The sequence below is a fragment of the Aestuariivirga sp. genome (assembly GCF_965227715.1).
GTDB lineage: Bacteria > Pseudomonadota > Alphaproteobacteria > Rhizobiales > Aestuariivirgaceae > Aestuariivirga.
Window position 1 is genome coordinate 2,631,246 of the sequence record NZ_OZ245771.1, and the last position, 23,566, is coordinate 2,654,811.

Consider the following 23,566-nt stretch of genomic DNA (forward strand, 5'->3'; position numbering starts at 1 on the left):
GACTGATTTCCGATCACCCCGCGCGGCGGAACCGGTAGACGCCGACGTCGATGGAGCCCTCCAGAAAGCCCGCCTCGCAATAGCAGAGGTAATAGTGCCAGCGGCGGCGGAACGCCTCGTCGAAGCCCAGGTTTGCAACGGCCGCCCATGACGCGTCGAAGCGTTCCCGCCACATGTGCAGTGTCCGGGCATAGTCCTGGCCGAATGTTTTGACGGTCTCAAAGACCAGGCCCGCGCGCGCTGCCTGTTCGGCCAGGATCGAGCGCGTGGGCAGCATGCCGCCCGGAAAAATATAGCGCTGGATGAAATCGGCCTTACGGCGGTAACCGGCATAATGCGGCTCATCAATCGTGATGGCCTGCACGGCGGCAACGCCCCCGGGCTTCAGCCGCTCGTAAAGCGTCTTGAAATAAACGGGCCAGTTTGATTCTCCCACGGCCTCGATCATTTCGATCGAGGCGATGGCGTCAAATGTTTCCTGCGTGTCCCGGTAATCCTGGAAGCGGATCTCGGCCCGCTCTCCGAGCCGTGCGCTGGCATAGTCCAGCTGCTCTCGCGAGATGGTGAGACCGGTGACGTGGTGGTGATGATCCGCAGCCCTTTCTGCGAAGCCGCCCCAGCCGCAGCCGATTTCGAGAATGCGCGAAGGCTCTTTCAGCTCCAGCGCATTCAACACAAGGTCATACTTGGCAAGCTGTGCGGCTTCCAGCGACTGTGCCGCGCCACTGAACAGTGCGGATGAGTAGCTCATCGTCTTATCAAGCCAGAGCGCGTAGAACGCGTTTCCGAGATCATAATGCGCGCGGATGTTCCGGCGAGCCCCCGTCTTGGTGTTGGCGCGCATGAGGTGGAACAGGCGATCGCCAAGACTCTTGAAGAACACCGGGCGGGCCGCCCGGTTGAGCGCATCCCGGTTGCGCAGATAGAAGCGCAGCACGGCGGTGATATCGCTGCTCTCCACATCCCCCGACATCAGGCTTTCGGCAAAGCCGATGGCGCCGCGCCGCATGGCGGCCCACACCGGGCGGTAATTGCGGAGCTGCAGGTCACACTGAATTCCGGGCAGCACATAGCCAATGCGGTGCTGCTTGCCGGACGGCAGTGTCAACGTCATGCCGCCCTCGATGTGGGGCGGCAGCAGCCTGCGCCCGGCAGCCGCAATGATGTGGCCTAGAAAGCCTTCCCGGGCTTGCAGCGTTTGAGATGTCATGGTTCGGAACTGACCTTAGGCAAAATATCGATCGTGTGGTTGGGCCCTGCTGGCCGGCGGATGAGTCTCAAGCCTTTCCACCACAGCCTCAGCGCCTGCAAGTGAATGGCGCCGATGACTTTAAAGGTGAGAAACGGAACGCCCAGGAAGGAGCGCAGCAGCGCCCCATCCGCCAGCGGCGCACGCGTGCCGCTCACATAGGCGTTCAGCACCGGGTTTCCGTTGGCGCTGAGTGCAATGCCAAGCGCCATCTTGTCCGCCGGCGCGGTGAAGTGGAAGGTGTAATGGCCCTCAACCGCATTGAAGGGTGATACGAAGAAGTGCTTCGGCGCCGTTTGCGAAAGGCTGTCCCCCACGGGCACGACGTAGGAATGGCGCCCCCCGAACGTGTTGTTCACCTCATAGATCATCAGGCGCAGCCGGTCATCCTCGTCGAAGGCGTAATAGACGGTGAGAGGATTAAACACATAACCCAGTACACTCGGGTAGCAGAACATGAAAATGCGGGAGACCTCTTTGCCGCCCTCCGCCGCGCGCACGAGGGACCAGGCGTGGGTGCTGATCGGGGTGCCATCTCCCGGCCCGTGGTTGCGGTCCATGACCGAGAACAGGTTGGGCTTGTTGTAGCTGAACAGCCGCAGCGCGGAGGCAGTCTCTTCCAGGCGGTCGACATCAGCGAAGAGGTTGAATACCTTGTAGCGCAGCTCGTGGCGCACGGGGCTGATGCGCCTGTGCACCACCTCGCCATGATAGAGGCAGGTTCTGGGCATGCTATTGGATGGGGGCCTGGAGGGCCGCCGCGGATGACACGCGCGGCGCCTTCTGGAGGCGCCCAGATTCATCCGCCACAGACCACGGCCGCCGCACGCCGCCCAGCTCTTCCGCCACGAGAAGGCCCGCCTGCAGCCCGTCCTCATGGAAGCCCGAGCCCATATAGGCACCACAGAACCAGGTGTGCTGCTGCCCCTGGATCGACCAGACATGCCGCTGTGCCGCCATTGCGGCAGGGTCGAAGATCGGGTGGGTGTAATCGAATTCGCCCAGCACCTTGCCCACATCCGGCTCGAGAAGAGGGTTGAGGCTCACAAACAGTGGCGTCTTCACCGGCAAGGGCTGGAGATTGTTCATCCAGTAGGTGATAGCACTTGTGGCCGCGGTTTTGGGGGGCAGTTCTGCCAGGTAGTTCCAGCTTGACCAGAGCCGCTTCCGCTTCGGCATGAGGCGCTCGTCGCGATGAAGTATGGCGCGGTTTTTCGAATAGCGGAATGCAGAGAGAATCTGGCGCTCTTCGGCCGTCGCGTCACCCAGCATTGCCAGCGCCTGATCGGCATGGCAGGCAAGCACCACATCGTCGAAGCTCTGCTCGTCACCATTGCGGGCGCGCAGGGTGACGCCGGTGGCCGTCCTGCGAACGGAGGATATGGGCGTCCTCAGCCTGGTTTCGAAGGTGCCGTTGCGGATGAGGCGCGCCACATATTCGCGAGAGCCGCCCTTGACTGTTCGCCACGCCGGCCGGTTTCGGACCTTCAACAGGCCATGATTGTCAAAGAAGCGGAAGAAGGCGGCGGCGGGATAATCCCGCATATCGCCCGGAGCCGCGGACCAGATGGCACCGGCCATGGGCAGGAGGTGGCGGTCCATGAAGTCTTGCGAATAGCCCTCGGATTTCAGGAATTCGCCCAGCGGGACTTCTTCCGGAATGCCGGAAAGACGCGCCTGCGCCGACCTCAGAAACCGGGGAATATCCCGCATCAGCCGCCAGTGTGCCGGGCTCAGAAGGTTTGACGGATGGCCCACCAGTTGGGCAAGCCCAGACCCGGCATATTCATAGGCGCCATTGCCCATGGAAACCGTGAAGCTCATGTTGGAGGGCGCGGTGGGCACCTTGAGATGTGCGAAAAGAGCAGTAAGGTTGGGGTATGCCGGTGGATTATAGACGATAAACCCTGTGTCCACCGATACATCGATGCCGTCGACCTCGCAGTCCACCGTGTTCGAATGACCGCCCGGCCGGGCATCTGCCTCGATCAAGGTCACCCTGTGCCGCTTGGACAGGAGCCACGCGGCGGACAGGCCGGAAATTCCCGATCCGACAACGGCAATGTTGCGTGTTTTCACTGAAGACCGTTCCTTACCAGAGATAGCTACGTCCGCCTAATGGACACGGATCAGGTGATCCGCCCCACCTGGCAAAGCGTAATCTCCGGCGAACAAGGGGGTATGCTATGTATGCCGTCATGGAACCGGCAGACAAGCGGCGAGATGAAGACAAGCAGCGGCTCGAGGCCATGCTGCGCGACCTGCTTTCGCGGGTGGCGCAGAGCCGCGACCGGGAGGCCTTTGCCCAGCTTTTCGATCATTTCGCGCCGCGCCTCAAGAGCTTCATGATGCGCAAGAACACCTCAGCCGAACTGGCTGAAGATCTTGTGCAGGAGGCGATGGTTGCCGTGTGGACCAAGGCCGGGCTCTATGAGGCGTCAAAGGGTTCTGCAACCACCTGGGTCTTTACCATCGCCAGGAACCTGCGCATCGACAGGATCCGCCGTGATGTTCACATGCCGACCGTCGAACTCGGCGACTATGATGAGCCGTCGGATGACCCTGATGGCGAGGCGCAGCTGGGCCGCAAGCAGGAAGACGGTCTGGTGGCCAGGGCGCTTCGGGCCATTCCGGAGGAGCAGCGCCAGATTCTCGTTCTTTCCTTCGTTGAAGACATGCCGCAGAGCGAGATTGCCAGCAAGCTGTCGCTCCCCCTCGGAACCGTGAAATCGCGCATGCGCCTCGCCTATGGGCATTTGCGCCGCTTATTGGAGACCAATCTTGAAACCGAACCATCATCTTGATGAGAGCACGCTTCTGGCCTATGCGGCCGGCACTCTGGAAGAAGCATTTTCCATCGTGGCCGCGTCACATATCGCCGTTTGCAGTGAGTGCCGGGCTGCGGCGCGTGCGGCGGAAGCCATGGGTGGTGAACTCATGGAGCAGATGGCCGAAACTGCCATCTCCTCCAGCTGCCGGGCGCGCACCTTTGCAGCGCTCGAGCAGGCGGGCCTTTACCGGCTTCCGTTGGCACAGCCACGCGGGACCGTGCCCCGGCCGCTGGCGGCACTTTTGCCGGTCACGCATTTTGACGGCCTCGCCTGGAAGCGGAAGGCGCCGGGTGTCGCGATGTTCGATGTGAAGCTTCCGACCTATGCAAGAGGGCAGCTGCGGCTGCTGCGCATCGGCGCGGGCCGCGCCATGCCCGAACATGGCCATGGCGGAGAGGAAATCACGCTGGTGCTGAAGGGTGCCTACCGTGACCACATGGGCCGCTTCGCGCAAGGAGACGTGGCGGACCTCGATGAAGAGATCGAACACAAGCCCGTGGTCGAACAGGACGCCGACTGCATCTGCCTGGTGGCCACGGAGCGGCCGACGCGCTTCAAATCCCTCGCGGCGCGGCTGATGCAGCCCTTCATTGGCATATGATCCGGTGAACAGGCCGATACCATGGAAGACGGCCTGGATTACCGGTGCCTCCACCGGGATTGGGCGGGACATCGCCCGGCAGCTTGCAGCCCAGGGCGTGAAGGTGGCGGCGTCTGCCCGCTCGGCAGAGAAGCTGGCGGAGCTGGGGTCTGATATTCTTGCGGTGCCGCTTGATGTTACCGATTCCGCGGCGTGCAAGGCCGCTGTCGAGCTGATCGAAGCGGTGATCGGCCCCATCGATCTCGCCGTATTCGGGGCCGGAACCTATTCGCCCGTCGCAGTGGACGATCTTCAACCTGATGTGTTCGCCGGCATGATGGGGACCAACTATATGGGCGTGGTCAATTGCCTGTCAGCCCTGGCACCGCGCATGCTCGCACGCAAGTCGGGGCAGATCTCATGGATCGCTTCGGTCGCGGGGTATGTCGGCCTGCCCAAGGCCGCGGCCTATGGCCCGACCAAGGCGGCCCTCATAAACCTGGGAGAAAGCCTTTATCCGGAAATGAAGGCGGGCGGGGTTCGGCTCAGCGTCATCAATCCGGGTTTTGTCGAGACCCCGCTCACCGCACAGAACGACTTTCCGATGCCGTTCCTGATGAAGCCTGAGGAAGCGGCGCGGCGCAGCATCGAAGGCCTTGCCGCAGGCCGGTTCGAGATTGCCTATCCGCGGCGCTTCGTTGCCATTCTCAAGGCGGCGCGGGCCTTGCCTTATCCGCTGTTCTTCCGCCTCATCGCGCGCACAGTGCTGAAATCGGGCTGAACTTCAGGACAGGAGCTTCTGCACCGACTGGGTCCAGCCGGCATATTTCGCTTCGCGCAAACCGGCTTTCATTTTGGGGGTGAAGCGCTTTTCCCGCCGCCAGCTCTTGGCGAACTGCGCAGGCGCTGGCAGCAGCCCGGAACCAAGGCCTGCGAGATAGGCAGCACCCAAGGCGGTCGTCTCCAGAATGCCGGGCCGGTCCACCGGAGCATCGAGGATGTCCGCCAGACGCTGCATGGTCCAGTCCGATGCCGCCATGCCGCCATCGACCCGGAGAATGGTCTTGAAGGGCGTGCCCATGTCTTTTCGCATCGCCTGCAGCAGGTCGCGCGTCTGAAAGCACACGGCTTCGAGTGCGGCCTGGGCCAGTTCGTTCTTGCCGGTGCCGCGGGTAAGGCCGAAGATGGCTCCACGTGCATCAGCCTTCCAGTAGGGTGCACCGAGGCCCACAAAGGCGGGTACAAGATAGACCTGCTGGGCGGGGTCTGCCGCTCTGGCGAGCGCCTCCACCTCATGTGCCTTCTTCACGAAGCTCAAACCATCACGCAGCCATTGCACCGCAGCCCCTGCAATGAAGATGGCGCCTTCAAGCGCATAGCTCCGCTTGCCGTTCAGCTGATAGGCCACGGTGGTGAGCAGCCGGTTTTCAGAGCGCACAGCGCGCGAGCCGGTGTTAAGCAGGGCAAAACAGCCCGTGCCATATGTTGCCTTCATCATGCCGGGTTCGAAACAGGCCTGGCCAATGCTCGCCGCCTGCTGGTCCCCCGCGACGCCGCGGATGGGAATGGCGGCACCGAGGAGGCGAGGGTCGGTCACGCCGAAGTCGCTCGCGCAATCCTTCACCTCGGGCAGGAGGCTCGCCGGGATATCGAGGATGCGCAGCAGCTCTTCGTCCCATCGGCCGTTATGAATGTCATAGAGCAGGGTACGCGAGGCGTTTGTCGCGTCCGTGGCATGGACCTTTCCGCCAGTGAGCCGCCAGATCAGGAAACTGTCGATGGTGCCGAAGGCCAGTTCGCCACGCTCCGCCTTGCCGCGGGCACCCCTCACCTCATCAAGCAGCCAGCGGATTTTTGTCCCCGAGAAGTAAGGGTCAAGCAGCAGGCCGGTCTTCGCAGCAAACAACGGTTCATGCCCGGCGGATTTCAAAGCGGTGCAGATGTCTGCGCTGCGCCGGTCCTGCCAGACAATGGCCTTGTGGATCGGCCGCCCCGTCTTGCGGTTCCAGATCACCACGGTTTCACGCTGATTGGTGATGCCGATGGCGCGCACGGACAGAGGCTTCAGCCCGGCGTTGCGAAGTGCCCTCTTGCACACACTGAGCACGGAGGACCAGATCTCCTCCGGGTCGTGCTCGACCCAGCCGGGCTTCGGATAGTATTGCCGGAATTCCTTTTGGCCAGTGCCCTTCGGCCTCAACCGCGCATCAAAGATGATCGCGCGCGAGGAGGTGGTGCCCTGGTCGATGGCGAGCAGATGGTCCGGCATGCGTCAGCTCCCCACCCGCTTCAGTTCCTGCACGGCGTTGGCGGCGGCCATGTAGTTGCGGAGCGCCTCCTGCTCTTGCGCAGTCATGTGCAGGCCCAGCTTCGAGCGGCGCCAAAGAATGTCGTCTGCGCTCCGTGCCCATTCCTTCTCGCGCAGCCACTCGACCTCACGTTCGCTCAAAGGACCGAAACTCTGCCCCAGATCGGCGGCGGAGCGCGCGCCGTTCAGCATCTTTTCCGCATCCGTGCCATAGGCATGGAACAGACGTTCGACCGTGGCAGCGGCAAGGAAGGGATAGGTCTGCTTCAGGCTTGCGATGTGCTTCGCCACATCCTCATAGGCGAAGTCTCCACCCGGCAGGGACGCCGTCCTTGTCCAGGGCTTTCCCATGTCGGGGAAGAAGGGCTCGATCTTCTCCAATGCGGATTCTGCCAGTTTGCGGAAGGTGGTGATCTTGCCGCCGAACACCGAGAGGAGTGGTGCTCCGCCCGTGGGGTGATCGAGCTTCAGCACATAATCCCGCGTCGCTTCCTGGGCCTTCGAAGCGCCATCGTCATAGAGTGGCCTGATGCCGGAGTAGCTCCAGCGGATCATCTCCTTCGTCACCGGCTTCTTGAAATACTCGCTCACGGCGCCGAGAAGGTAATCTCTCTCGGCGTCGGAAATCTGCGGTTTGCCGGGGTCGCCCTTGTGGTCATCATCGGTCGTGCCAATGAGCGTAAAGTTCTTCTCGTAGGGGATGGCGAAGCAGATGCGGCCGTCGGCGTTCTGGAAAATGTAGCAGCGGTCATTGTCATAGAGCTTGTCCACCACCAGGTGGCTGCCTTTCACCATGCGGATCTTGTCAGGATCGTTACGGCCCACAACCGCGCCCAGCACCTGGCTGACCCAGGGGCCGGCAGCGTTGACCAGCGCCCGCGCGAGTATTTTTTCCTCCGTGCCGCCTTCGCCCTGGATGGTGAGTTCCCAGACGCCTTCCGTCCGGCGGGCGGACATGCACTTGGTTCGCGTGCGGATGACCGCACCCCGGCCTTGCGCGTCACGTGCATTGAGCACAACGAGTCGGGCGTCCTCCACCCAGCAGTCGGAATATTCAAAGCCGTGGGTGAATTGCTCCTTGAGGGGCTGGCCTGTTACGTCGCGCCGCAGATCGACACTGCGGGTGGGCGGCAGGATCTTGCGGCCGCCAAGATGGTCATACAAGAACAGGCCAAGTCTCAGCATGGGCCGTGAGCGAAGCCCCTCGTGGTGAGGCAGTACGAAGCGCAGGGGCCAGATGATGTGTGGCGCGGCCTTGAGCAGCACCTCACGCTCGATCAGGGCTTCCCGAACCAAGCGGAATTCATAATGCTCGAGATAGCGCAGCCCGCCATGGATGAGCTTCGTCGATGCGCTGGAGGTGCCGGAGGCAAGATCACCCTGTTCCACGAGAAACACGGAAAGGCCACGGCCTGCAGCATCGCGCGCGATGCCTGTTCCGTTCACGCCACCGCCGATGATGAAGAGGTCATAGATCATGTGAATGAAGTCCGTGTGCGATTTCAAGAGTGACGCCCTGGTCCCGGCAATAGCTCATGACGGGATCGGGCGGCGGCCGGTCGGTGACGAAAACATCGACATCCGAGAGGTGGCCGATGCGCACGGGGGCGGTGCGGGTGAATTTCATCGCATCAGCCACCAGCATCACGCTCCGCGCATTCTGCAGGATGGCCTTGGCGACGCGCACTTCGTGATAGTCGAAATCAAGCATGGCGCCATCTTCGTCCAGGGCGGAGGCGCCGATCACCGCGTGGTCCACCTTGAACTGTGAGATGAACTCGGCCGCCGCTTCCCCCACGATGCCGCCGTCACTCTTGCGCAGCATGCCGCCCGCCACGATGACCTCGATACCGGGCCGCGGCATGAGAATGGTGGCGACATGAATGTTGTTGGTGATGACCAGCAGGCCTTGATGATTGACGAGGGCCCGCGCCACCTCTTCCGTCGTGGTGCCGATGTTGATGAACAGCGAGCAATTGTCCGGGATCAGGCTTGCGGCCTTCTTGCCGATCACGATTTTCTCAGCGGCTGCCATATGGAGGCGCGCTTCATAGGCGAGGTTCTCGACCCCCGAAGAGAGAATGGCCCCGCCATGGGTGCGGGCCAGAAAACGGCCATCGCAGAGTTCATTGAGGTCCTTGCGGATGGTCTGCGGCGTCACGTCGAAGCGCAGCGCCAGATCGTCCACCGTCACATTTCCCGACTGCCGGGCGAGTGCCAGGATCTGCTGTTGACGTGGACTCACGCTGTTCATCGCGCTCTCGCTGGCACTCATCTGGCCGTGTGCGCGTTCTTTCACTTTTCTTCGTATTTCGCAAGAGCAGATGCGAATTTGTTCGTTTCAGTGGACGGCCGCGAACATGATCTTTTCTTCCGAGGCCTCCAACGGCGAAATCTCTTCAACCACGCGCCCCTGGCGGCAGACCAGAATCCGGTCAGACAGATTCATCACTTCGGGCAGGTAGCTCGAAATCACCACCACCGCCAGTCCCTCATCCGCCAGCTGATTGATAAAGCGATGAATTTCGGCGATGGCACCGACATCCACCCCGCGTGTTGGCTCGTCGAAAATCACAAGCTTCGGCCGTTGGGCGAGACCCTTGCCGATCACCACCTTCTGCTGATTGCCGCCGGAAAGCTCCACCACGCGGGCATTGCCGTTGATCGCCTTCACGTCCAGCTTGAGCGACCAGTCCGCCGCGATCTCGCGCATTTCCGCGAAGGAGACGATGCTCGAACGGGTGAGGCCGGCGGCCAGGGGGCCCGAATAGAAATTCTCGGCAATCGACATGGTCTCGAAGAAGCCTTCGAGCTTGCGGTCCTCGGTGACATAGACAATTCCGTCCCGCACGGCGTGAACCGGCACAGTGTAGCGCACGGGCCTGCCTTCAAACTCGATCTCGCCGCCTCTCAGGAAATCGCGCTTGTAGATGCCCGAGACGATCTTGAATGTTTCCGTCCGGCCGGAGCCCACGAGACCGAAGACGCCCGTGATCTGTCTTTCGAAGATCGAAAAGGAATTGTTGCGCACCATGCTGCCCATGGAAACGTCCCGCACGGAGAGAATCTGGCGTCCGCGCTTGCGGATGTCCGCGGCTTCGCGGCGGCGATTGTAGATCTCGCCGGTCAAGGCGCGCCCCACCATGGCGCGGACCACTGAATTGCGGTCAAAGCCCGCTGCAGGGCCGGTCTCGATCAATTCTCCGTCACGCAGAATGGAGATGCGGTCGGCATGGGCCAACGCTTCCTCGAGCGCATGGGTGATGAACACGATGGAGACGCCGGACGCCTTCAGCCGCCGCATCAGTGCGAAGAAATGGCGCTTTTCCTCGGGCGTCAATGTGGCCGTCGGCTCGTCGAAGATGATGACGTCTGCCCTGTGGTGAACGGCGCGCGCAATCTCCACCATCTGCTGCTTGGCGGCACCCAGGCTGGACACGAGTGCCACCGGATCGACACTGAAATTCAGGGATTGCAGGAATTGCTGGGCGGCAATGTAGATGCCGCGCAAGCGGTTCAGGAATTTTTCTTCGCCGAGATAGATGTTCTGCGCCACCGTCATGGATGGAACGAGGCTCGTTTCCTGAAACACCATGGCGATGCCGTTCTGCAGGGCCTCATGCGGGTTTGCAAAGGTAACCTTCTGACCATTGTGCAGCATCTCGCCTGCACTTGCCTCCACCACGCCCGCCATGATCTTGGTGAGGGTGGATTTGCCAGCGCCGTTTTCGCCGAGGAGCGCGTGCACCTCGCCCTTGTTCAAGGTGAAGTCCACGTCCTTCACGGCGGGAACGCCGCGGTAGGCCTTCGTCACCTTGCGCATCTCGATGACGGGCTGCATCAGCTTGCTCCTCCGCCAATCACGAGCTTCACGATGTGGTTGCCGCCCCGGGATGCCGCCAGGATCGAACCCTCATGGGCAATTGCCGAGGTTACGCCGTGAAAGCGGCCATTGGCACGGCTGTGATAGCTGTCGACCGGCTGGCATATGCGATCCAGGCGGGCCACCAGCCCATAGGACCGGACCGGCGACCATGGCTTGTGCACACCCATGCTGCGCACGCCGCCATTCTGCAATGGCTCGAGAAAGCTTTGTGGCGGCGAGAGTGTGGGAGCGATCCAGTAGCGGCTGTCAATCTCACGCATCATGTCGGCGCGATACTGGGGCTCCTGCAGAACAAACTCCACCAGACGGTTGAGTGGCGCAAAGAGGGCGAGCAGAAATCCGCCTGCACCTTCAGTGATTCGGCCTGGATAGGCCGGGAGGCGTCCGAGAACCTCCCTCACCCCGCCGCCTTGCATGGGAACAGCAGAGAGACGGTGCTTCCAGCTCTCGCTGACGATAAGCCGGTTCTGGGCCGCATCCACCGCAACGCCATTGGCAAAGGCCAGTCCGCCTGCCAGTTTCCGGCGCTCGCCGGATGCCACATCCACCTGCCAGAGCGTACCTGAGGCATTGCGGTGCATAAGGTCGCTCACCCATTGGCCAGGCCTCACATGTTCCGAGCCATTGGTGACGAAGAGGGAGCCCTCGTGAAAGCAAAGTGCGGTGATGCAGTTGAAACCCTCGATTAGCCTGCCATCCAGTTTCAGGGTGCCGTCCTCCAGTCCGATCGCCAGGGTCCCATCCTTTGCGACGGCGATTGCCGTAACATCGGAAGGGCAGCTTTCCACCAGGCGATGGCTGCCGCCGATCTCCCGGATTTCGCGATGGCTGGAATAGAGGGCCACGCCATTCCGCACGGCCAGATTATCAGGCGCCAGGGCAGCGGTGACGACCTCCGCATCATCCAGTGCAGTGTTGGGTTTCAGGGCCCCGTCCATCGGCGGAATGGTAACGGCCTTGCCCCGGAAGATGTCGAAAATCGAATCGAAAATCATGAGGCCGCACCCCAATATGAGCGGGGACCGGTCCACTCCGGATCGGCGTTCTCAAGCTTCAGCCGGCCGATCCGGTTGTTGAGGATGCCGCCGATATAGAGATAGCCCTTGTGTTCCCGCATGGAGGTGACCATCGGATGGCTCTGGCTTGTCATGTCTCCCAGCGTTTCGACGATTTCGCCCTGCTCATTGAATTTGACGACGCCGCCCGTGTTGATGTTGGGGAAGAGCCACTCATCCTGCGGAAGCCTGCGGCTCATGCGCTTGCGGAAACCGGGGCTGCGCAGGGCAAGGTCGAAGCTCGGGGTCCGCATGCCGAGCCACGCCATCCAGTAATTCCCATCGGACGCGCGGTTGATGTTGTCCGGGTAGCCCGGCATGTCCTTGATCACGCATTCCGCTGTTCCGGCCTTGGGGCCTTCCAGCCAATAGCGGTGCACCCGGCAGGCCCAGCTTTCCGCGAAGAACAGCGACTTCCCGTCATGGGCCATGCACACGCCGTTGGTGTAGCGGTAATTGTCGAGAAGCGTCTTGGTTTGGCCGGTTCGGGGGTCGAACACAAGAAGGCGGCCCGTGGGGCGGCTTTCGATCGAATCGATGACCCAATCATGGGCATCATAACGCGTGGTCGAGTCGGTGAAGTAGATCTTGCCATCCGGTGCAATGTCGAGATCATTGGGGTCCCGCAGACGGGCATCATCGACGATCGAGGTGTATGAACGGCTGGTTTCCGCCGACAGCTGCTTCACCTCGCCCTTGGGGGTGATCAGATAGAGTCCCATGGCGCCAATGCAGGACAGGATGTTGCCGTCTGCATCAATGGCGAGTCCCAGCGGAAAGCCGCCGGTATGCGCGAAGACTTCGGAGCGTTTGTAGTCCGGCCCGAAGAAGCGGATGATCTCGCCATGGCGCGTGCCGCAATAGAGATTGTCCTCACGGTCCAGCACGACGTCTTCTGGTCCTTCGAGTTCACCGAGACCGATATATTCCGTGCTCGCAATCCTGTTGTTGAGCGCGAAGGGGCTGCCGCTGCCAGGTTCGGCCGAGAGTGTTTCGCCCATGCGGTGATAGATGGGCGCAACGTAAAGCTCGTTCAGCACCTTGTGGCGGTTCTTGAGCCAGCGGATATCCAGGATCACGGCGGCCGCCAGCATGATGCCGAGCACCATCTGGTTGGTGCCGGTGCCATAACCCAGCCGGATGAGGCCGTTGTTCATCACCAGCACGATCACGGCCCCCATCAGTGCCTTGGCAATCGAGCCTCTGCCGCCACCCAGCGAATTGCCGCCAACCACGGCGGCCGTGATGGCGAGGATCTCCTGGTTGAGGCCAGTTCCGGGCCCAGCGCCCGAGAGGCGGCAGGCAATGAGAAAGCCCGCAAGCCCACAGCACAGGCCTGAGACCACATAGGACAGGAACACCGTGCGGCGGACCCTGATTCCGGAATTGTGGGCCGATCTCCGTGAGCCGCCCACTGCCAGAATGTGCCAGCCGGGACGTGACCGGGTGAGGGCGATGTGAAACAAAATGGCGATGATGATGGCCGCGGCAATCGGCATGGAGATGCCATGAATGTCACCATCGCCGATGAAGTCCCACACATCGGAGGCCGCATCGGACATCTGGATCATCGAACCGAAGTTGACGACCAGAATGTCATAGATGGCGCGGCCGATCACGAGCATTACGAGTGTGGTCAGGAAGGCGCGCAGCCGCATATAGCCGATGAGATAGCCGTTTACGGCGCCGAACAGGCCGCCCGTGGCCAGTGCGGCCAGCAATGCCACCCACACCGGCATATCGAAGATGAAGAAGGTGGCGACAGACGCGAAAGCCGACAGCGCGAAGATCGAGCCCACCGAAAGATCGATACCGCCCGCCAGCATGACGACGGTGAGGCCCATCACGACGATTGCGAACTCACCCAGCTGGCGCGTCGATTCAAGCAGGGACAGCGGGCTGAAGAAGCCGGGGATGGCGGTGCCAAACACGGCAATCACCGTCACCAGCGCCAGGAAGGGAATGGCGTTGTCCGCCCAGCGCTTGCTCAGGATCTCGCCGATGATGTGGTCTGGGATGTAATTGTAGCGCCAGGCCTGCAGCCGTTCGCGAAAGGTCATGCGTGATCCATGGGACAAGGGAAGATGAGGACGGGCGGCCCTGAAAGAAGGGGCCGCCCGTTCCGGCGCGTTACTTGACCTCCGCCGCGGCCTGCAGGCCCTTTAGGCTCCAGCAGCTCCGCGGGTTCAGATTGTCCTTCGTCACGGTGGACATCAGCGTGTAGATATAGGGCGAGGCGGTGCCCGGGGGCTGGCCGCTCTGCAGCAGATACTTGATCATCGCCACCATCGCCTCGCTCTCATTGTAGAGCTCGGTCGAGACGACGGCGTCAAAGGTGCCGTTCGAGACATTGGCGCAGGTGTTGGTTTCCTCGCCGCCGCCGGTTGTCACCAGATAGATCTGGTCCTGCTTGCCGGCATCGCGGATCGCTGCGGCAGCACCCGTTGCATCGCCGTCCCAGAAGTCGATGATGCCGCAGATGTCCGGGTTCTGCTGCAGCATGGTGGCCGTCACATTCCGTGACGTCGTGGCATCCCAGTTGGAATCGGGCTTGGCCACCACCTGGAAGTCCTTGTGCTGCTCCAGCGCCTTCATGATGCCGGCATATTGGTAAAGGCTGGTGGCGTTCACCTCGTCTCCCTGGACGAGGCCGATCTTTTTCGATGACTTGTCGCCGCAGCCCTTCACCACGGCCTCGGCTTCCAGCATGCCGAGCTTGGTCCAGTCGCCGCCGACATAGGCGTCGGCCTTGAAGTTGGCCGGATTGTCGATGAGGATGACGTAGATCCCCTCCTTCTGGGCTTTCTTCATCAGCTTGGAATAGGAGTTCAGATCCGGCGCCATGACGATGAGGACATTGGGCTTGGTGTCGGACGAGATCAGTTCGGTGATCGCCTGTGCGCCGGCCTCGGTCGACCAGTTTGGGTCACGCGTTTCGAAAGTGCCGCCAAAGGCCTCCACTTCCCGCTTCAGAATGGCGGACCAGCCCTGGGCGAGGTCGAAGCCCATGGCCAGCGGAACCAGTGCCACGCGCTTGCCCTTGAGGGCCGCTTCATAGGCCGCGGGGCCCGGATCATCATCTGCCATGGCCTGCATCACGGGCGCTGTGAAAGCCAGCACCGCCGATGTGGCGAGTGTGGCAAGCAAGGTCTTGAGCTTCATCGGTGTCGTCTCCTGTTTGTCAGATGTCGCCCTGCTGGGCAGTTTGCTCATCGCGCGGGTTCACAAGGCTGTCGATGACGATGGCGATGAGCAGAATCGTCGCCTTGATGAGGTTCTGGTAGATGTCGGGAACGTCGAGGATGGTCATCGCATTCTTCATGATGCCGATCAGAACGGCACCGACGATCACGTTGCGCATGCCGCCTTTGCCACCCGAAAGCCCGATGCCGCCGATGACCACGACGAGAATGATGTCATAGAGCAGCGTGGAATTCACGATGCGGGTGTTCATGGAGTGGAGGCTCGCCGCGGTGAGAAGGCCAGCCCCCAGCGAAATGAAGGCGGAGATCACATAGCGCAGCAGGTTCATGGGCCGCACTGGAATGCCCATGTTGCGCGCCGCCATCGCATTGTCACCCATGTAATAGACGTAGCGCCCCCATTTGGTGAAGCGCAGGAAGAGATAGGCCAGGAACGCAGCGCCCGCGAAGACGAAGACTTCCGCAGGGATTCCGAAGGGGTGAACGCCACCAAGCTGCTCCAGCCAGTGGCCGGCGGGCACCGGCACGGCATCCTGCGTGATCAGCCGCGAACGCACGAAGCCAAAGACGAAGGATCCGCTGGCCAGCGTGGCGAAGATTGCGGGCACATCGGCATAGGCGACGAGGAAGCCGTTGACGAGGCCGATCGCGAGCACGCCCGCCGCCGCAATTCCAAAGGCCTGCCACTCGCTCCAGCCGTCGTTCAGCATCTGCAGATACCAGGCGGCCGACATGGCCATGATGGCCACGGCCGAAAGATCGATACCGCGGCCGATGATGACGATCGCCATGGCCACCGCAAGTAGCCCCAGCACCGACACGGAATGAACGATCGAGATCAGGTTCGCGGGGGCCAGAAAGCCTGGCAGCGCAATGCCTGAAATGACGAAGAGCACCACGGCAAGTGCCAGGACGATGCGCTCCTGGCTCCAGGCGCCATGTGCGCTAGCTCCCAACATTCTGCTGCCTCCCCCGTTCGGGCATGTGAGCTTGCAGCACGCCTGCTCCCAGCGTCAAGCGAGGCTGCGCGGGCTTCATCTTCATTCGAGGTCGAATGCCTTGTCGACTGGTACCTGCAACCCGTTGAGAAGCTGGTTGGTGCGGCCGGCGGTGGCAACCACGCGCAGGAGATCGGCATAGATTTCATCGGTCATGCCCTTGGCGCGGGCTGCCGCCGTGTGGGAATGCACGCAGTATCGGCAGGAATTGGTGATCGAGACCGCGATATAGATCAGCTCCTTGGTGAGCGGATCGAGGGCTGAGGGCGTGGCCATCACGGCCTTGACGCCTCCCCAAGTCTCTTCCAGCAACGGCGGATCGAAGGCGAGATAAAGCCAGAAGTTGTTGATGAAGTCCGATTTGCGGGTCGTCCGGATATCGTCGAACACGGCTTTCACGCGCGGGTCTTTCTCGGCATCCTCGATCAGCTTGACGGTGGACATGGCTTGAATCCTTTCGGGCATCAGGGGCTTGGAGCCTTTGCGCGGGACATCATCAAACCCGGAGACGAATGTCACCTTAGAAAAATTGTTCGAGAAGACCTCACGGGATCAGAACGGTTGAACCCGTGGTCTTCCGGCCTTCGAGATCGGCATGAACCTGCGCTGCCGATGTGAGCGGAGCCGTCTGGGTCTGCACGCGAATGCGGCCGTCCAGGATCAGGCCGAACAGTTCTTCCGAGGCCTTCTCGAGCCAGCGCCTGTTGCTGGTGAAATGAAACAGCACCGGCCGCGTGAGGTGGAAGGAGCCCGCCGCCAGATCCGCGATGCGAAAATCGCTGACGGCCCCCGAGGACTGTCCGAAATTGACCAGGGAGCCGTGCAGCCGGAGACATTTCAGGGATTTCAGCAGCGTATCCTTGCCGACGGAATCATAGACGGCGTGAAAGCCTTCCGGCACCAGGGCCCTTGCCGCCTCAAGAAAGTCCTGCTCGCGGTAATCGATCATGGTGGCGAAGCCATTTGACAGGGCAAGATCACATTTCGCGGGGCCGCCTGCGGTGCCTACGGGTTCGACGCCGATGACCCGCATCCATTGCCCGGCAAGGAGGCCCACACCGCCTGCGGCGGCATGGAAGAGGACCTGCTCGCCAGCTTGCAGGCGATAGCTGTCCTTTAGCAGGTAACGCGTGGTCAGGCCCTTCAACATGACCGAGGCGGCGGTTTCGAAGGAAAGGCCGTCCGGCAGGATCACCACATGGGCCGCAGCAATGTTGCGGGCACTGGCATAGGCATTGTTGGGCAGCGTATAGGCAACCCGGTCCCCTTCCCGGAGTGCCGTTACGCCTGGGCCCACGGCGATGATTTCGCCCGCAGCCTCCGCCCCGGGAACAAGGCGCTGCGGGTCTGGCCAGGGGTAGAGCCCGGACCGGAAATAGCAATCGATGAAGTTCACGCCGATGGCGCGGTGCCTGATCTGCACCTCACCTGCTGCGGGAGGTGGAAGTGAAAGCTCAGTTTGCTGAAGCACGTCCGGCCCACCCGGCCTCGCCGCCGCAATTGCATAGTGAATATCCGTCATATGGCCCAGCTCCACGCCCGTCCGGATCGCTTCCGGATGCGGATGTCATATTGCATAGGTCCCGTGACGTCGAGTTGAGCCCTGCAGTTTCTGCATGCCAGCAACGGGGGGCGCGTTGTTGTGGACAGCCTGACTCCGGCGACCATCGAATCAGTTAGAAGAAAACAGATGAATGAAGACATACGCGTGAGGCGAGGGTTGAGACGGGTATTGGCCGCTGTCGCAGCGGCGATGCTGACTGCTGCGTTGACCAGAGGGGCAGAGGCGAGCGACGCCCTGGTCACTGGCAGCCTGCCGCCCCGCGCGAGTGTGGAAGAAACCCTTCCGGCGCCTCCCGCCCACCTCCTGGTGCTGGGCTTCGCAGGTGACATCGGCTTTACCGGTCATGGTGATGTTCCCCGCACTGACGGGGCGGTGAAGCATGGCGCCGTCATTCCGTGGGATCGTTTTACCGGAGGCATTTCACCCCTTCTCAATGCCGATGCCAATTTCGCCAATCTCGAAACGGTGATTGCGGAAGACCATGGACTTACGCCCATTGAGAAGTCCTTCAATTTCATGGGGGACCCGGAAGGCTTGCGCCAGACCATTGCCGCGGGCTTCACCGTGCTGACGGCCGCCAATAACCACGCGGGCGATTTCGGCGCCTTGGGGATTGTGGAAACGCTGGCGCATCTGGCGGCCGCCAAATCTCTGGGGCTCAAGGCCTTTGCCGGGCTGGGCATCGGGACTGACCGTTATCAGCCTGGGGTTTTCGATCTGCGCGGCATCCGCATCGGGATCGCCGCCATTGGCATCGGCTTCAACCATGCCGGGCCCGATGGTCCCGGCCAGCCGCTCTATGCGAGCCCGCAGGATTTCAATCGCGTCGCCGCCGGTCTCGCGGCAAGCGGAGCCTCCGTTCGCGTGCTCTCCGTGCACTATGGCAAGGAACTCGTGTCCCTTCCCTTGGCGCGGGACAGGGCACGCCTTCGTGCGGCGATCGACTCGCACCGCGCCGGAATCGTCTTCGGTCATCACAGCCATGTTCCCTCGGGTGTCGAATTCCGCAATGGCGGTGTCATTTTCTATGGGCTCGGCAATTTCATGCACACCGGCACGCAGGACATGAGCCGCTATGGCAGCTGCCGGGATTTCGGCCTCTATGCCAAGGCCTATCTCTGGCTCGCACCGGGTGAGGCACCCGTCATCCGCGCATTGGAGCTTTTGCCCGTCCGCGGCATGCATGCAGTGCCTGAAGCCATGCCACCCGCCGAGGCATCGAAACGGATCGCCATCGTCAATGCCATGAATGTTGCTGTGGCGGAGGCGGGCGTACAACCCGTCCGGTTCGACACAACGGGCAATGGCGCAGGCCTCGCCTGCTTCGGAGACCAGCCGGCATTCGGGGATGAGCTTTCTGCCCGCTGCAAGGCTGCCGCAGGCCCGCGTGCAGCATCACCTTTGGTGGACAGAACTTTGCCCGCGTCTTGCGGCTTCGAGCCGCCTCCACCGCCGCGTGAAGAGGTTGTTGCAGCACCGCCGCCTGTTGTGCCGCCGGTGGCGAAGATCGTCCCCCGCAAACTGCCAAAGTCCCAGGCTGCGGCGGCAAAGCCCAGGCAGAAGTCTCTCTTTGGGCTAAAGTTTTTTGATTAGGCTCTGGAGATAGGTTCCGTAGTCATTCTTGCGGAACAATTCGGTCCGGGCCAGAAGCTGGGCGTCGTCGATCCACCCGGCATGATAGGCAATCTCGTCAGGCGAGCCGGCCTGCAGGCCCTGGCGATCCGTCAGTGTACGGACAAAATTGCCGGCATCCAGAAGGCTCGCATGTGTTCCGGTGTCGAGCCAGGCGAAGCCACGGCCCATTTTCTCCACGTGCAGCTGTCCCTCTCTGCGATAGAGCTCCAGCAGATCGACAATTTCAAGCTCGCCCCGCGGCGAAGGCTTGATCCGGGCCGCGAGCTCGGGCGCCCGGCCATCCAGGAAGTAGAGGCCTGTCACGGCATAGTTGGAGGGGGGAGAAACGGGCTTCTCGACCAGGGCCTGCACCTGGCCTTCTTGATCGAAATCAACGACTCCATACCGTTGTGGATCCGCCACGTGATAGCCGAACACCGTTCCCCCCGCGTCGCGTGCGCCTGCAGCCGCCAGAACGTCCGGAAGCCCGTGGCCGAAGAAAATATTGTCTCCCAGAATCAGCGCAGAGGCATCCCCCGAGAGGAAATCCCTGGCAAGCAAATAGGCCTGTGCAAGCCCATCGGGTGAGGGCTGAACAATATAGGTGAAGGACAGGCCCCACTGGCTGCCATCGCCAAGGGCCCGGATGAAATGCGACTGGTCTTCCGGCGTCGTGATGATCGCAATCTCGCGGATGCCTGCCAGCATCAGCACCGAAAGGGGATAATAGATCATCGGCTTGTCATAGACCGGAAGCAATTGCTTCGAGACCCCAATGGTAACGGGCCAGAGCCGTGTTCCGGAACCCCCTGCGAGGATGATGCCTTTGCGCCTCAATTTCCGGTCTCCAGTTCCTGCAGCATGTCATGAAGGGCGTCGCGCCAGCCTGGGCGCGCAATGCCGAAGGCCTGTTCAAGAGACGAACAATCGAGCCGTGAATTGAGAGGACGCCTCGCCGCCACCGGATAATCCGCCGAGGCGATATCTTCAATCCGGCAAGAAAATCCTGCCTCGTCCATGATGGCACGCGCGAATGCGGCCCAGCTTACATCGGGTGTCCCTGAAAAGTGATGCGTGCCCCCGGCGTGGCCCCCGCACATCGCCTTGGCGGCGGCAAGGAGTGCAGCCGCAATGGCGGGCGCAGGTGTGGGCCCGCCCAGCTGGTCCGATACAATGCGGAGAACGGCGTGTTTCCGGCCGAGGCGCAGCATGGTTTTCAGAAAATTATGACCGTGAACCGAGAAGATCCAGCTGGTGCGCAGGATCAGGTGGCGCGCACCGCTCTCTCTCACAGCATCTTCGCCCCGGCACTTGGAACGGCCATAGGCGTTGAGCGGAGCTCTGGGATGATCGGGGCTGAAAGCGTCACTGCCCGCGCCATCGAACACATAATCGGTAGAGAGGTGGAGCAGCGGTATGGCACGTGCCGCACAGGCCCGCGCAATTGCGCCGGCCGCATCCGCATTGATTCGGAAGGCCTCGGCCTCTTCAGTCTCGGCCCGGTCGACGGCCGTGAAGGCCGCAGCATTTATCACGGCATCAGCATCGGAGTTGTTCACGATCGCGGCACAGGCGGCGGCATCCCGCAGATCCGCTTCGCTGCGGCCGAGAAACATCGCCTCGTCCCCTGCCAGCGGGGCGCGCGCAAGCTCCCGTGCGACCTGACCCGTCTTGCCGAACACGAGCAGCTTCACGCGGTCACGCCCAGCCGTTGGCCGACACCCTTTCGGTCTTCCAGGGCGCGCCACCAGGGCTCATTCTCGAGATACCATGTCACGGTTCGGGCGAGGCCATCCTCCAAGCTCACGTTCGGCTTCCAGCCCAGCTCGTCATGCAGGCGCCGCGCGTTGATTGCATAGCGTGCATCGTGGCCGGGGCGGTCTGTAACGAAGACGATCTGATCCGCATATGAGCCCACAGCTTTCGGCCGCCTGGCATCGAGAACGGCGCAGATCGTGAGCACCAGATCAATGTTGCGGCGCTCACTCTCCCCGCCGATGTTGTAGCTTCGCCCCGCAGCCCCCTTGCCGAGCACGAGCAGCAAGGCATCGGCGTGGTCCTCCACATAAAGCCAGTCGCGAATGTTTGTCCCCTGGCCATAGACGGGAATGGGCTTGCCCGCGATCGCATTGAGGATCACCACGGGAATGAGTTTTTCGGGAAACTGATAGGGCCCATAATTGTTGGAGCAGTTGCTTACCACCACAGGCAAGCCATAGGTTTCATGCCAGGCCCGCACGAGATGGTCTGATCCCGCCTTCGATGCGGCATAGGGGCTTCGCGGCGCATAGGGCGTATCCTCGGTGAAGCGACCTTCGGTGCCCAGAGACCCAAAAACCTCATCCGTCGAGACATGGTGGAACCGGAAGCCATCGGGTCTGCCGGACGCTGTCCAATACTCCCGTGCGGCCTCAAGCAGACGGAAGGTTCCCATGACATTGGTATCCACGAAAGCGCCCGGACCATCAATCGAGCGGTCGACGTGGCTTTCGGCCGCGAGGTGTATCACCGCATCGGGGCGATGGCTTGCGAAAATCCGGTGCAACCTGTCCCCGTCTCTGATGTCCGCATGTTCGAACTGGTAGCGTGGAGACGCGGCAACATTCGAAACATTGCTCAGACAGGCAGCATAGGTGAGGGCATCGAGGTTCACCACCTCATGGCCGCGCGCCACCGCGAGCCGCACCACGGCGGATCCGATAAAGCCCGCGCCCCCGGTGACAAGAATTTTCATGGCTCCCCTTCATAGAGAAAGGGAGAATTGAACGACGAGAACGGCACGGCAGCGGCATCCTTGTCCGAAAGCTGCGGAGCGCCCGCAAGGGGCCAGCTGATCCCGAGACTGTCCCAGCGAACCGCCAGATCCGCAGCAGGCTCATAGTATGCCGTGCATTTGTATTGCACTTGAGTGTCTGGTCTCAGGGTCAAGTAGCCATGCAGGAAACCCGCCGGAAGGAAAAGCTGGAGGCCGTTCTCTGGCGTGAGTTCCGCCGCTGTCCAGCGGCCGAAGCCGGGGGATCCCTGCCTGACATCCACCGCCACATCATAGATCGCACCCTGCGTACAGCGGACGAGCTTCGCTTGCGCATGAGGGGGCGCCTGAGCGTGAAGTCCGCGCAGGGTGCCGGCCCGTACCGAGAGAGAATGGTTGTCTTGCACGAATTCAGCCTCAAGGCCGGCTGCGGACAGCCCGCGCTTGTTCCATGTCTCTTCGAAGTAGCCCCGGGCATCACCAAAGCGCTGCGGTGTGAGCAGAAGGAGCCCCGGAAGTTCTGTCTGCTGAATTCTCACTGAAATCCTTCTCAAGCTGGTGCATGGCAGGTTCCGGAACTTAAGGCCCTGGCATCGTGCTGCAAAGTCCCTCTCTGCAAGGCTGCGTCGCTCCGCTGAAACAATGGCGCATAGTTCTTATGGAACTGTTAGAATTCGCCGGAAGCGGAGCGCAGGACGATGAATGCGAAAGTATGACCAGCCGCCGTCGCGGACCCAGCCACCTTGCGCGCGGGAGAGCGATCCAAGCACAGTGCGCGGTGGACCTTTGCGTCCGCTGCGTTTTGCAGTGTTCTGGTTTCTGATTGCGGTTCTCACCCTTAGCTATAGTTTCCTCCTCCCAGCCATATTGCTGCCAAGACATTGGGTCCGGGCCATCGTCACATCCTATTTGTTTCTTGTCCTCGGACTGCTGCGCGTGATCGCAGGGGTAAGCTGGGAGATTCGGGGCGATGTGGCAGGGGCAAAGGGGCCCGTTCTGGTCGCAGCCAAGCACCAGTCCGCCTTCGAAACGCTGTTTCTGCAATATGTTCTTGGCGATCCCGCGATCATCGCCAAGCGGGAACTGCTGTCGGTGCCGCTGATCGGCTGGGTGCAACGGCGGCTCGGCCACATTGGGGCCGACCGGTCTGGCAATCTCGATGCGGCGCGGCAGCTTCTGCAGGCAGCACGGCGAGCCCATGACGATGGGCGTCCTGTCGTCATCTTTCCGGAGGGTTCCCGCCGCAGTCCTGGTGCAGCCCCGGATTACAAGCCGGGTGTTGATGTGCTCTATGGCGTCCTGAAGACGGCATGCATCCCCGTGGCGGTCAACTCGGGGCGGGTATGGCCCGCCCGTGCGCTGTTTCCCTATCCCGGGCATATCGTGCTGGCGTTTCTGCCCGCGATTCCGTCGCGGCTGCCACGTGCCGCCTTTCGCCAGAAACTCATCGAGGACATTGAAACCGCCTCACAGCGGCTGCTCGATGAGCCCGCCGGACGCGCGTGAAACACGGCAAACTTCTATAG

General features: G+C 61.8%; 22 protein-coding genes. 5 read left to right on the forward strand and 17 right to left on the reverse strand.

Features of this window, described 5'->3' with window-relative positions; translation table 11 throughout:
• Nucleotides 1–13: 13 nt before the first annotated feature.
• The 3 genes from ACO06F_RS12460 to ACO06F_RS12470 are packed head-to-tail and all read right to left on the reverse strand — an operon-like array spanning nucleotide 14 to nucleotide 3,328.
• Entirely contained in the window at nucleotides 14–1,210 is a 1,197-nt protein-coding gene (locus ACO06F_RS12460) for a class I SAM-dependent methyltransferase (RefSeq protein ID WP_421693075.1), read from the reverse strand.
• Complete coding sequence (locus tag ACO06F_RS12465; protein ID WP_421693076.1) at nucleotides 1,207–1,980, reverse strand: DUF1365 domain-containing protein; 774 nt, start codon at nucleotides 1,978–1,980, stop codon at nucleotides 1,207–1,209. Before ACO06F_RS12465 ends, ACO06F_RS12460 begins: the two co-directional genes overlap by 4 nt.
• A gap of 1 nt (nucleotide 1,981) precedes the next feature.
• A complete protein-coding gene (locus ACO06F_RS12470) occupies nucleotides 1,982–3,328 on the reverse strand; it encodes an NAD(P)/FAD-dependent oxidoreductase (RefSeq protein ID WP_421693077.1) in 1,347 nt (448 codons plus the stop codon).
• A 107-nt stretch (nucleotides 3,329–3,435) separates the two neighbouring features.
• Here ACO06F_RS12470 and ACO06F_RS12475 point away from each other — a divergent pair, with 107 nt between their 5' ends.
• The 3 genes from ACO06F_RS12475 to ACO06F_RS12485 are packed head-to-tail and all read left to right on the forward strand — an operon-like array spanning nucleotide 3,436 to nucleotide 5,441.
• The gene (locus ACO06F_RS12475; RefSeq protein WP_421693078.1) at nucleotides 3,436–4,053 is read left to right on the forward strand and encodes a sigma-70 family RNA polymerase sigma factor; all 618 of its coding nucleotides are present in this window, start codon (nucleotides 3,436–3,438) and stop codon (nucleotides 4,051–4,053) included.
• Complete coding sequence (locus tag ACO06F_RS12480; protein ID WP_421693079.1) at nucleotides 4,031–4,681, forward strand: ChrR family anti-sigma-E factor; 651 nt, start codon at nucleotides 4,031–4,033, stop codon at nucleotides 4,679–4,681. Before ACO06F_RS12475 ends, ACO06F_RS12480 begins: the two co-directional genes overlap by 23 nt.
• Nucleotides 4,682–4,685: 4 nt before the next feature.
• Nucleotides 4,686–5,441, forward strand: coding sequence for an SDR family NAD(P)-dependent oxidoreductase (locus ACO06F_RS12485; RefSeq protein ID WP_421693080.1), 756 nt, complete (start codon nucleotides 4,686–4,688; stop codon nucleotides 5,439–5,441).
• A 3-nt stretch (nucleotides 5,442–5,444) separates the two neighbouring features.
• Here the strand turns inward: ACO06F_RS12485 and glpK are convergent, their stop codons facing one another.
• From glpK to ACO06F_RS12535, 10 genes are all read right to left on the reverse strand, one after another.
• Nucleotides 5,445–6,929, reverse strand: coding sequence for a glycerol kinase GlpK (glpK, locus tag ACO06F_RS12490; protein ID WP_421693081.1), 1,485 nt, complete (start codon nucleotides 6,927–6,929; stop codon nucleotides 5,445–5,447).
• Between the two features lie 3 nt (nucleotides 6,930–6,932).
• Nucleotides 6,933–8,447 carry a glycerol-3-phosphate dehydrogenase gene (gene glpD, locus ACO06F_RS12495; protein WP_421696677.1) on the reverse strand — a complete coding sequence of 505 codons (1,515 nt, stop codon included), beginning with the start codon at nucleotides 8,445–8,447 and terminating at the stop codon, nucleotides 6,933–6,935.
• A complete protein-coding gene (locus tag ACO06F_RS12500; protein WP_421693082.1) occupies nucleotides 8,437–9,222 on the reverse strand; it encodes a DeoR/GlpR family DNA-binding transcription regulator in 786 nt (261 codons plus the stop codon). The genes glpD and ACO06F_RS12500 overlap by 11 nt, the downstream gene beginning before the upstream one ends.
• Nucleotides 9,223–9,309: 87 nt before the next feature.
• Nucleotides 9,310–10,809, reverse strand: coding sequence for a sugar ABC transporter ATP-binding protein (locus ACO06F_RS12505; RefSeq protein ID WP_421693083.1), 1,500 nt, complete (start codon nucleotides 10,807–10,809; stop codon nucleotides 9,310–9,312).
• Nucleotides 10,809–11,849 (reverse strand): SMP-30/gluconolactonase/LRE family protein, encoded by a 1,041-nt coding sequence (locus ACO06F_RS12510; protein WP_421693084.1) that lies wholly within the window; start codon nucleotides 11,847–11,849, stop codon nucleotides 10,809–10,811. The genes ACO06F_RS12505 and ACO06F_RS12510 overlap by 1 nt, the downstream gene beginning before the upstream one ends.
• On the reverse strand, nucleotides 11,846–13,969 hold the full coding sequence (locus tag ACO06F_RS12515) for an ABC transporter permease (protein WP_421693085.1): 2,124 nt from the start codon (nucleotides 13,967–13,969) through the stop codon (nucleotides 11,846–11,848). Before ACO06F_RS12515 ends, ACO06F_RS12510 begins: the two co-directional genes overlap by 4 nt.
• Before the next feature lie 70 nt (nucleotides 13,970–14,039).
• On the reverse strand, nucleotides 14,040–15,071 hold the full coding sequence (locus tag ACO06F_RS12520; RefSeq protein WP_421693086.1) for a sugar ABC transporter substrate-binding protein: 1,032 nt from the start codon (nucleotides 15,069–15,071) through the stop codon (nucleotides 14,040–14,042).
• 19 nt (nucleotides 15,072–15,090) lie between these two features.
• The gene (locus ACO06F_RS12525; protein WP_421693087.1) at nucleotides 15,091–16,071 is read right to left on the reverse strand and encodes an ABC transporter permease; all 981 of its coding nucleotides are present in this window, start codon (nucleotides 16,069–16,071) and stop codon (nucleotides 15,091–15,093) included.
• Between the two features lie 81 nt (nucleotides 16,072–16,152).
• Nucleotides 16,153–16,554 (reverse strand): carboxymuconolactone decarboxylase family protein, encoded by a 402-nt coding sequence (locus ACO06F_RS12530; RefSeq protein ID WP_421693088.1) that lies wholly within the window; start codon nucleotides 16,552–16,554, stop codon nucleotides 16,153–16,155.
• Between the two features lie 100 nt (nucleotides 16,555–16,654).
• On the reverse strand, nucleotides 16,655–17,632 hold the full coding sequence (locus tag ACO06F_RS12535) for a quinone oxidoreductase family protein (protein WP_421693089.1): 978 nt from the start codon (nucleotides 17,630–17,632) through the stop codon (nucleotides 16,655–16,657).
• 168 nt (nucleotides 17,633–17,800) lie between these two features.
• On the opposite strand from ACO06F_RS12535, the gene ACO06F_RS12540 reads away from it, so the two are divergent.
• Nucleotides 17,801–19,267, forward strand: a complete 1,467-nt coding sequence (locus ACO06F_RS12540) for a CapA family protein (RefSeq protein WP_421693090.1) — start codon at nucleotides 17,801–17,803, stop codon at nucleotides 19,265–19,267.
• Here ACO06F_RS12540 and rfbA read toward each other — a convergent pair.
• The 4 genes from rfbA to rfbC are packed head-to-tail and all read right to left on the reverse strand — an operon-like array spanning nucleotide 19,250 to nucleotide 22,579.
• Nucleotides 19,250–20,125: a glucose-1-phosphate thymidylyltransferase RfbA gene (gene rfbA, locus ACO06F_RS12545; RefSeq protein ID WP_421693091.1), complete on the reverse strand. Its 876-nt coding sequence runs from the start codon at nucleotides 20,123–20,125 to the stop codon at nucleotides 19,250–19,252. The genes ACO06F_RS12540 and rfbA overlap by 18 nt on opposite strands.
• Nucleotides 20,122–20,982 carry a dTDP-4-dehydrorhamnose reductase gene (gene rfbD, locus ACO06F_RS12550; protein WP_421693092.1) on the reverse strand — a complete coding sequence of 287 codons (861 nt, stop codon included), beginning with the start codon at nucleotides 20,980–20,982 and terminating at the stop codon, nucleotides 20,122–20,124. The genes rfbA and rfbD overlap by 4 nt, the downstream gene beginning before the upstream one ends.
• Complete coding sequence (gene rfbB, locus ACO06F_RS12555; protein WP_421693093.1) at nucleotides 20,979–22,022, reverse strand: dTDP-glucose 4,6-dehydratase; 1,044 nt, start codon at nucleotides 22,020–22,022, stop codon at nucleotides 20,979–20,981. The genes rfbD and rfbB overlap by 4 nt, the downstream gene beginning before the upstream one ends.
• Nucleotides 22,019–22,579 carry a dTDP-4-dehydrorhamnose 3,5-epimerase gene (gene rfbC, locus ACO06F_RS12560; protein ID WP_421693094.1) on the reverse strand — a complete coding sequence of 187 codons (561 nt, stop codon included), beginning with the start codon at nucleotides 22,577–22,579 and terminating at the stop codon, nucleotides 22,019–22,021. The genes rfbB and rfbC overlap by 4 nt, the downstream gene beginning before the upstream one ends.
• A gap of 232 nt (nucleotides 22,580–22,811) precedes the next feature.
• Here rfbC and ACO06F_RS12565 point away from each other — a divergent pair, with 232 nt between their 5' ends.
• Complete coding sequence (locus tag ACO06F_RS12565) at nucleotides 22,812–23,546, forward strand: lysophospholipid acyltransferase family protein (protein ID WP_421693095.1); 735 nt, start codon at nucleotides 22,812–22,814, stop codon at nucleotides 23,544–23,546.
• The last annotated feature ends 20 nt before the right edge of the window (nucleotides 23,547–23,566 follow it).